Origin of the sequence: Streptomyces ossamyceticus (assembly GCF_001418475.1) — a bacterium.
Taxonomy (GTDB): Bacteria; Actinomycetota; Actinomycetes; order Streptomycetales; family Streptomycetaceae; genus Streptomyces; species Streptomyces ossamyceticus.
Map to the genome: position 1 here is coordinate 1 of NZ_LIQX01000017.1, position 8,989 is coordinate 8,989.

Annotated in this window: 9 protein-coding genes and 1 tRNA gene; 9 read left to right on the forward strand and 1 reads right to left on the reverse strand. The window is 70.2% G+C overall.

The genetic code is table 11. The features are described 5' to 3' along the window. The 6 genes from AOK15_RS01585 to AOK15_RS01610 form a co-directional block, all read left to right on the forward strand. Positions 1–421, forward strand: a 421-nt coding sequence (locus AOK15_RS01585; protein WP_055511893.1) for a hypothetical protein, incomplete at its 5' end; no start/stop codon positions are given. 378 nt (positions 422–799) lie between these two features. Further along, positions 800–2,029: a helix-turn-helix domain-containing protein gene (locus AOK15_RS01590; RefSeq protein WP_055511895.1), complete on the forward strand. Its 1,230-nt coding sequence runs from the start codon at positions 800–802 to the stop codon at positions 2,027–2,029. Between the two features lie 92 nt (positions 2,030–2,121). Further along, the gene (gene orn / locus AOK15_RS01595) at positions 2,122–2,724 is read left to right on the forward strand and encodes an oligoribonuclease (RefSeq protein WP_055511897.1); all 603 of its coding nucleotides are present in this window, start codon (positions 2,122–2,124) and stop codon (positions 2,722–2,724) included. 127 nt (positions 2,725–2,851) lie between these two features. Further along, positions 2,852–2,924, forward strand: a tRNA-His gene (locus AOK15_RS01600). Positions 2,925–3,091: 167 nt separating this feature from the next. Next, entirely contained in the window at positions 3,092–3,697 is a 606-nt protein-coding gene (locus AOK15_RS01605; RefSeq protein ID WP_167738778.1) for a TetR/AcrR family transcriptional regulator, read from the forward strand. Next, entirely contained in the window at positions 3,694–4,401 is a 708-nt protein-coding gene (locus AOK15_RS01610) for a GAP family protein (RefSeq protein WP_055511901.1), read from the forward strand. The genes AOK15_RS01605 and AOK15_RS01610 overlap by 4 nt, the downstream gene beginning before the upstream one ends. Positions 4,402–4,543: 142 nt before the next feature. Here the strand turns inward: AOK15_RS01610 and AOK15_RS01615 are convergent, their stop codons facing one another. Continuing rightward, entirely contained in the window at positions 4,544–5,599 is a 1,056-nt protein-coding gene (locus AOK15_RS01615; protein WP_055511905.1) for a LacI family DNA-binding transcriptional regulator, read from the reverse strand. Between the two features lie 441 nt (positions 5,600–6,040). On the opposite strand from AOK15_RS01615, the gene AOK15_RS01620 reads away from it, so the two are divergent. The 3 genes from AOK15_RS01620 to AOK15_RS01630 all read left to right on the forward strand — a co-directional run. Continuing rightward, the gene (locus AOK15_RS01620) at positions 6,041–7,405 is read left to right on the forward strand and encodes an ABC transporter substrate-binding protein (protein WP_055511903.1); all 1,365 of its coding nucleotides are present in this window, start codon (positions 6,041–6,043) and stop codon (positions 7,403–7,405) included. Positions 7,406–7,410: 5 nt separating this feature from the next. Further along, the gene (locus AOK15_RS01625; RefSeq protein WP_055511906.1) at positions 7,411–8,415 is read left to right on the forward strand and encodes a carbohydrate ABC transporter permease; all 1,005 of its coding nucleotides are present in this window, start codon (positions 7,411–7,413) and stop codon (positions 8,413–8,415) included. Between the two features lie 10 nt (positions 8,416–8,425). Beyond that, a partial coding sequence (locus AOK15_RS01630; RefSeq protein ID WP_167738779.1) for a carbohydrate ABC transporter permease occupies positions 8,426–8,989 on the forward strand: 564 nt, incomplete at its 3' end.

Sequence of the window (8,989 nt, forward strand, 5' to 3'; positions counted from 1 at the left end):
CTCCCCGGCCCACCCCGACACCGCGACGGACGTGGTCCGCTGGGCGGTGTTCAGCTGTGTGCTCGTGCCGGTCGTCCTCGTCTGGTACGGCACCTCGCTGGCCGGTGCGACGGGTGCGGCACTGGGTCTGGCCGCGGTGACCGGGGTGTGCCGCGTCCTCCTGCGCCAGTCCGAGCGCGGAGCCGCCCACGCGGCCGAGATGGCACACGCGGCCCACTCGACCCACGGGGACCATGGGGACCAGCCGGCACACACACCTCATGCGGCTCGCCCGGTCCCCCCGAGCCGTTCACCGCACTCGGCCCGGACCGAACACACCGTGGCCGAAGAACACTCCCCTCAGCGCGACCGACACGGCCGCTCAGGCTCAGGGGCGCACAGGGGCGGGCGGAATCCCGGTTCGAGTACGCCGGTCGACTGACCGGTTTCCGCACACACCCCCGTATCTTTTCAGCCAACTTCGGCTCACCGGGCATCCCTGGGTCGAACACCCCTCGACGCCCGGTTCGACCTGCGCTGAAAGGGGTCCTGGGGCCGCGCGCACCCTACGTGGACCAGCCACCGGGACGAGGCGTACTTCCCTGCACGGCCCACGAGTGCAACGCTTCGTGATCGAATGCTTTACGCCAAGTTGCCATGTCGACAATGTGCCGGGTGGCGAACTGGTCACGCCGGCACCACGGGACACAGTAGATTCGATCATGACTGTCTTACGGCGGGGGACTCGTGCAGGACCGAGGGGAAACGTGCAGGAGCGACACAACCGAGGAGCCGCGACCACCGAGGGGGGCTTAGCAGGATGAGCCACGACTCCACCGCCGCGCCGGATGCCGCGGCCCGGAAGCTTTCCGGGCGACGCCGCAAGGAGATCGTCGCGGTGCTGCTGTTCAGCGGCGGCCCCATCTTCGAGAGTTCCATACCACTGTCGGTGTTCGGGATCGACCGCCAGGACGCCGGCGTACCGCGCTACCGCCTACTGGTGTGCGCGGGCGAGGAAGGCCCCCTGCGGACCACAGGGGGCCTGGAACTCACCGCACCGAACGGCCTTGAGGCGATCTCGCGTGCGGGCACGGTGGTCGTGCCCGCATGGCGTTCGATCACCTCGCCGCCGCCGGAGGAAGCGCTCGACGCCCTGCGTCGCGCGCACGAAGAGGGCGCCCGCATCGTGGGGCTGTGCACCGGTGCGTTCGTGCTGGCCGCGGCCGGACTGCTGGACGGCAGGCCGGCCACCACGCACTGGATGTACGCGCCGACGCTGGCCAAGCGCTATCCGTCCGTCCATGTCGATCCACGGGAGCTCTTCGTGGACGACGGGGACGTACTGACATCGGCCGGCACCGCGGCCGGAATCGACCTGTGTCTGCACATCGTGCGGACGGACCACGGCAACGAGGCGGCCGGCGCGCTCGCCCGCCGGCTCGTGGTCCCGCCGCGCCGGTCGGGCGGCCAGGAGCGCTATCTCGATCGGTCTTTACCGGAGGAGATCGGCGCCGACCCGCTCGCCGAGGTCGTCGCCTGGGCGCTGGAGCACCTCCACGAGCAGTTCGACGTGGAGACGCTCGCGGCGCGCGCGTACATGAGCCGCCGGACGTTCGACCGACGGTTCCGGTCGCTGACCGGCAGCGCCCCGCTGCAGTGGCTGATCACCCAGCGGGTGCTCCAGGCGCAGCGGCTGCTGGAGACGTCGGACTACTCGGTGGACGAGGTCGCGGGCCGTTGCGGCTTCCGTTCGCCGGTGGCGCTGCGCGGGCACTTCCGCCGCCAGCTCGGCTCGTCCCCCGCGGCGTACCGGGCGGCCTACCGCGCCCGTCGTCCGCAGGGCGACAAGCCCGTCGAGCACGACAGCCAGGCCGGCCACCACGGTCCGTCCCCGGTGTCGCCGGAGCACGCCCACGGGGTGCCGCTCCAGGCCCGTCGTACGGCCGCGGCGAGCGCCCTGGCGCCGTCGGCGTCCCTCGCGGCGGACGGCGGCGCCAAGCCGGAGCTGTACGCCACCGGCCGGCTGCCGGGGCAGCGCAGCGCGCACTAGCCCTCAGCGGCGCCTGACGGCCCGGTCCCGCACTGGATCACCCCGGTGCAGGACCGGGCCGTACGGCTGTCACGGGCCGTAAGGTGAGACACATGAACGATCGCATGGTGTGGATCGACTGCGAGATGACCGGCCTCTCGCTGTCCGACGACGCGCTCATCGAGGTGGCCGCCCTCGTCACCGACTCCGAGCTGAATGTGCTCGGTGACGGTGTCGACATCGTCATCCGCCCGCCGGACTCGGCTCTGGAGACCATGCCGGAGGTGGTGCGCCAGATGCACACCGCGTCCGGTCTGCTCGACGCGCTGCCCGGCGGCACGACCCTGGCGGACGCCGAGGAGCAGGTCCTCGCGTACGTCCGCGAACACGTCAAGGAGCCGGGCAAGGCGCCCCTGTGCGGGAACTCCGTGGGCACCGACCGGGGCTTCCTGCTGCGGGACATGCCGACGCTGGAGGACTACCTCCACTACCGGATCGTGGACGTCTCCTCGGTCAAGGAGCTGGCCCGGCGCTGGTACCCGAGGGCGTACTTCAACAGCCCGGAGAAGAACGGCAACCACCGCGCGCTGGCGGACATCCGCGAATCCATCGCCGAACTCCGCTACTACCGCGAGGCGATCTTCGTCCCGCAGCCCGGCCCCGACTCCGACACCGCCCGCACGATCGCCGCGAAGCACGTCCTGCCCGCGGGCTAGCCCGGCTCCGGGGGCCCTGCCGGGCCCCGGAAGCCCCGCGGGGAAACGTGTGCGCGGGCACCCCTCGGGACCCTGTACACTTTTTCTCGGCCGGTCGGGGAAACCTTCGGATGAACCGCCGGTCATGGTGGGTGTAGCTCAGCTGGTAGAGCACCTGGTTGTGGTCCAGGATGTCGCGGGTTCGAGTCCCGTCACTCACCCTGATACATCGGCCCCGGCCCGCGGAAGCGGACCGGGGCCGATCGTCGTTCGGTGGAGGCGATCACCGCTCACCCGCACCCCACGCGCGCCCGGCCGGCTGGAACTCTCATTGACCCACGTTGGATTAAGCTCTTAATCTAACGGGGTGCCACGTTATGCAGACCCGGTGGAACGACGTCGACAGGTCGCTCAGGCGCTGTTGCGCGTGGTCGAGTCGGAGGGCCTGGAGGCCGCGAGCATCCCGCGCATCGCGCGTGAACTCGGCGCGACCACGGGCCTGGTGCAGACGTACTTCCGGACCAAGGACGAACTGCTCGTCTTCGCCGCGCAGTATGTCGGCGAGGCGATGAACGCCCGCGTCGCGGCCCTGCTGGAGGAGTGCGACCCGCACGCCGTCAAGCAGCGGCTGCTGGTCTCCCTCGGCGTCCTCACGGGCGCCGACGAGGGCACCGGGACCGAGGCGAGGATCTGGCTGGCCTTCCTCGCGCGGGCCGCCTGGCACCCCGCGCTGCGGGAGGTGCACTCCGCCGGGGCCCGGGAGATCCGTGACCGGTGCGCAAAGGCGCTGGCCGACGCCCAACGACTCGGACAACTGCCCCTGGATCTCGACCCCCGGGCCGAGGCCTTCGCCCTGATCGCCTTCGCCGACGGCCTGACCGTCCAGCGAGCCGTCGAGCCCGAGCTGCTGCCACCCGACCGCGTACGGCGGTTGCTGAGCCGCTACCTGGACCGGCTGACGGACAGTCGGGGACAGCGAGGAGAATCCCTTTGAACACCCCGTTATCGCTGTCGCTGGCCGGCCTGGCCCTGCTCGACAGCACCAGCGTGGGCACCCTGTTCATCCCCGTGTGGCTGCTGCTGGCCCCCGGTCGCTTCAACGTCGGCAAGGTGCTGGTCTACGTGGTGACCATCACCGTCTTCTACTTCGGTGTGGGTCTCGCCGTCGTCCACGGCGCCGACAACCTGTTCTCCGTCGCGGGTGAGGCCCTGGACGCCAGGACCGGGCTGTGGATCCAGTTCGGCGTCGGTGTGGGCCTGTTCCTGCTGAGCTTCCGCTTCGACCCCGAGCGGCGGGAGAAGAGGGGCAGGAACGACACCGGCAAGTGGCGCGACCGCGTCGGCGCGCACTCCTCCGCGCCCTGGATGGTCGGTCTGGCCCTGCTGGCCGGACTCGCCGAGGTCGCGACGATGCTGCCGTACCTCGGCGCCATCAGCATGCTGACGACCTCCGGGCTGCACACCGTCGAGATCACCGCGCTGCTGGCCGGCTACTGCCTCGTCATGGTGGTACCCGCCGTGCTGCTCCTGGCCGGACGCGTGCTGCTGCGCTCGGCGGTCGACCCCGCCCTGGAGCGTATGAACGACTGGATCTCCCGGCGCGCGACCGGCGCCACCGGGTGGGTCCTGGCCATCTCCGGCTTCCTCGTCGCCCGCGACGCGGCGGCACGGCTGTGGGTCCCCGAGGCGTTCGGCTGACATCAGCGGCGCTGCGGCCGCGGGCCTGTGGCAGCCCCCAGGAACGTCGGGCCCTCGCAGGGCCGCTGGAGGCCGGGGGCGCCGTGAGAGTCCCGCTCCGCGTCGGCCCGCTCTCCCCGGGACGGTGTGGCCCTGAACGGCGTCAGGACGACGCCCGCGCCACCAGCTCCGTGGGCAGGACCACCTTGCGGCGTTCCAGGCCCCGCGAGATCGCCGGACGGCGGTCGGCGATCTCGTCGAGGAGCAGGTCGATCATGGCGCGGCCCATCTCCTCGATCGGCTGCCGGACGCTGGTGAGGGGCGGGTCCATGTGGCGGGCGATGGCGGAGTCGTCGTAGCCCACCATGGCGACGTCGTCGGGCAGTCGGCGCCCGGCCTCGCGGAGGACCTGACGGGCACCGGCCGCCATCACGTCGGACTCGGCGAAGACCGCGTCGAGGTCGGGGCAGCGCTCCAGCAGCTCCCACATCGCCCGGCGGCCGCCCTCCTCCGTGAAGTCACCGGGGACGATCAGCCGCTCGTCCACCTCGCGCCCCGCGTCCTCCAGGGCGTCGCGGTAGCCCTCGATACGGCGCTGGGCGCCGTAGACGTCGAGGCGGCCGGTGATCGTGGCTATCCGGGCACGGCCGCGTTCGATCAGGTGCTCCACCGCCGAGCGGCCGCCGCCGTAGTTGTCGGAGTCGACCGAGGGCAGCGTCTCGTGCTCGGAGCGGGGACCGCTGATCACCGCCGGGATCTCCAGCTGCGACAGCAGGTCCGGCAGCGGGTCGTCGGCGTGCACCGAGACCAGCAGGACCCCGTCGACCCGGTGGGCGGCGAGGTACTGGGCCAGCCTCCGGCGCTCCCGGTCGCTGCCCGCGAAGATCAGCAGGAGCTGCATCTCCGTGTCGGAGAGCTGGGCGCCCACGCCCTTGAGGATGTCGGAGAAGTACGGCTCGGAGAAGAAGCGGGTCTCCGGCTCGGGCACGACCATCGCGATCGCGTCGGTGCGGTTCGCGGCGAGGGCGCGGGCCGCCGTGTTCGGGACGTAGCCCAGCTCCGCGACGGCCGCCTCGACCGCCGCCCGGGTCGCCTCGCTGACCCGTGGTGAGCCGTTGATCACCCGGGACACCGTGCCGCGGCCGACACCGGCCCGTGCGGCGACCTCTTCCAGGGTCGGCCGCCGGCCGCTTCGGCCCCGTGCTCCGTGGCCTGCCACCATGGTCGCCTCCCGTTCACACCGCGCTGGCGTGGAATCTAACAGTCCCGCTCCTCGGACGACGCCCGGCGACCCCTGTTCCGGACGCCGGAACCCGGCCCCCGGACCGGCGCGGACCCCGCCGCCGACCAGTTCCTCTCCCCGATCCCGCCGACCTGTGAAGTCCCCCCGGTCGCGCCGGCGGACGGTTCGGGGCATGCTCGACCCTCGGTCCCTGGGTTAGTTAACAGCCCGATAACCGAAGACATCTCTCCGCGCCGACTCCCTTGACACCCCCGCACGAACCGACGACTCTTCAACACATCACTTGTGGGAGCGCTCCCACAGTACCTGGCACTTACACATCCCGCACGTTCCCCGCCCGAGCCGCAGCAGTGAAAAGACGGGCCCAACAACGCAGTTGGCCGGGGGGTCGGCACGTCAGGGCATCAGGAGGACGCAATGCGAGCACGTACCCTCCCCCACTCTCGGCTGCGGTCGGGCGGGGGCACCCGAATCGCCCGCACTACGCGCAAGACGGTGGTCATCGCGGCCGTCGCCGCGCTGGGCGCCGGGCTGCTCGCCGGCTGTGCCGACGACGGCAAGGACGAGGACGACACGTCGTCGGGTAGTGGTGGCGGCGGCAAGACCAAGATCACCCTGGGGCTGTTCGGCACCGCGGGCTTCGAGGAGTCCGGCCTGTACAAGGAGTACGAGAAGCTCCACCCGGACATCGACATCCAGCAGACCGTCGTGGAGCGGAACGAGAACTACTACCCCGCTCTCCTCAACCACCTGACCACAGGCAGCGGCCTGCAGGACATCCAGATGGTCGAGGTCGGCAACATCGCCGAGATCGTCGGCACCCAGTCCGACAAGCTGCTCGACCTGTCGAAGTACGGCAAGAAGGACGACTACCTGCCCTGGAAGTGGCAGCAGGGCTCCACCTCCGGTGGCCAGACCGTCGCCCTCGGCACCGACGTCGGCCCGATGGCCATCTGCTACCGCAAGGACCTCTTCGAGAAGGCCGGACTGCCCACCGACCGCGCCGAGGTCGGCAAGCTGTGGGCGGGCAGCTGGGACAAGCTCGTCGAGACCGGCAACAAGTACAAGGCGAAGGCGCCCAAGGGCACCACGTTCCTGGACTCCCCCGGCGGTCTGCTCCAGGCGATCCTCAGCAGCGAGAAGGACCGGTTCTACGACTCCTCCGGTGAGGTCATCTACAAGACGAACCCGGCCGTGAAGGCCGCCTTCGACCTCACGGCCAAGGCCGCGAAGGACGGACTGGTCGGCAACCAGACGCAGTTCCAGCCCGCCTGGGACACCACGATCGCCAACAGCAAGTTCGCCGCGATGTCCTGCCCGCCGTGGATGCTCGGCTACATCAAGGGCAAGTCGAAGCCCGAGGCGGCCGGCAAGTGGGAGATCGCCCAGGCCCCGAAGTCCGGCAACTGGGGCGGCTCCTTCCTGTCCGTGCCGAAGAACGGCAAGAACGCCGAGGAGGCCGCGAAGCTGGCCGCCTGGTTGACGGCTCCCGAGCAGCAGGCGAAGCTCTTCGCCGTACAGGGCAGCTTCCCCAGCACCCCGGCCGCCTACGACTCGGCCGCGGTCAAGGACGCGAAGAACGACATGACCGGTGACGCGCCGATCGGCACGATCTTCGCCGAGGCCGCCAAGAACATCCCCGTGCAGACGATCGGCCCGAAGGACCAGATCATCCAGCAGGGCCTGACCGACAACGGCGTGATCCTCGTGGCCCAGGGCAAGTCGGCCGCGGAGGCGTGGAAGAACGCCGTCAAGACCATCGACAACGCACTGGACAAGTGACCGGTATGCCCACACGGCACGACGCCGCCGCGCCCCCCGTCAAGGGGGGCGCGGCCCCGGCCCGCCCGCCCGCCGAGTCCGCGACCGAGGAGCGTCGCCGGGCCCGGCTGTCCCGCCGCTGGCAACGGGACGTGCGCTGGAGCCCGTACGCCTTCGTCTCGCCCTTCTTCCTGCTGTTCGTCGCGTTCGGCCTGTTCCCGCTGCTCTACACCGGCTGGGCCTCGCTGCACGCGGTGGAGCTGACCGCCCCCACCGACATGGACTGGGTGGGGCTGCGCAACTTCACCCGCATCTTCGACGACGAGTTCTTCTGGAACGCGGCGAAGAACACCCTGATCATCGGGGTCATCTCGACCGTCCCGCAGCTGATGATGGCGCTGGGCATCGCGCACATCCTCAACTACAAGCTCCGCGCCTCGACCTTCTACCGGGTCGTGATGCTCGCCCCGTACGCCACGTCGATCGCCGCCGCCACCCTGGTGTTCGTGCTGCTCTTCGGCCGTGACTACGGAATGATCAACTGGTTCCTGGGGCTGTTCGGCATCGACCAGATCGACTGGCAGAACGGCACCTGGTACTCGAAGATCGCCGTGTCGACCATCGTCATCTGGCGCTGGACCGGCTACAACGCCCTGATCTACCTGGCCGCGATGCAGGCGATCCCGCAGGACCTGTACGAGTCGGCGGCCCTCGACGGCGCGAGCCGCTGGAAGCAGTTCCTCCATGTGACGCTGCCGTCGCTGCGCCCGACGATCCTCTTCACCGTGGTCGTCTCGACCATCGGCGCCTCGCAGCTCTTCGCCGAGCCCCTGCTGTTCGACGCCAACAAGGGCGCGTCCGGCGGGTCCCAGCACCAGTTCCAGACGCTCGGCCTCTACCTGTACGAGCAGGGCTGGGTGAACCAGCACCTGGGCCGCGCCTCGGCGATCGCCTGGACGATGTTCCTGATCCTCATCGTGGTCGGAATCATCAACTACGTCATCTCGCGCCGGCTGCGCGCCAGTAGTTAGGAGACCGGCCGTGACGACGACCATCACCAAGCCCCCGGCCGACGCGGCGCCCGAGCCGCCCCGGAGCGGCGGGCGCAGGCGCGGGCCGAAGGCCGCGCGGGCGGGCGGCCAGCACCACGGCGGGCCCGTCGCCTACATCATCCTCATCGGGTTCACCCTGATCTCGCTGTTCCCGCTGTTCTGGACGGCGGTCGCCGCCTCCCGTGACAACGCGCGGCTGGCGGAGACCCCGCCGCCGTTCTGGTTCGGCGCGAACCTCTTCGACAAGATCGAAGTGGCCTGGAAGGACGCCAACCTCGGCGAGGCGTTCCTCAACACCACGATCGTGGCGGGCATCTCCTCGCTGACCATCGTCTTCCTGTCGACCATCGCCGGGTTCGCCTTCGCCAAGCTGAAGTTCAAGGGCCGTGGCGCGCTGATGCTGATCGTGATCGGCACGATGATGGTGCCGCCGCAGCTCCAGGTGATCCCGCTGTACATGATGGTCGCCAAGCTCGACTGGACGGACCAGCTCCAGGCGGTCATCCTGCCGTCGCTGGTGAGCGCGTTCGGTGTGTTCTTCATGCGGCAGTAC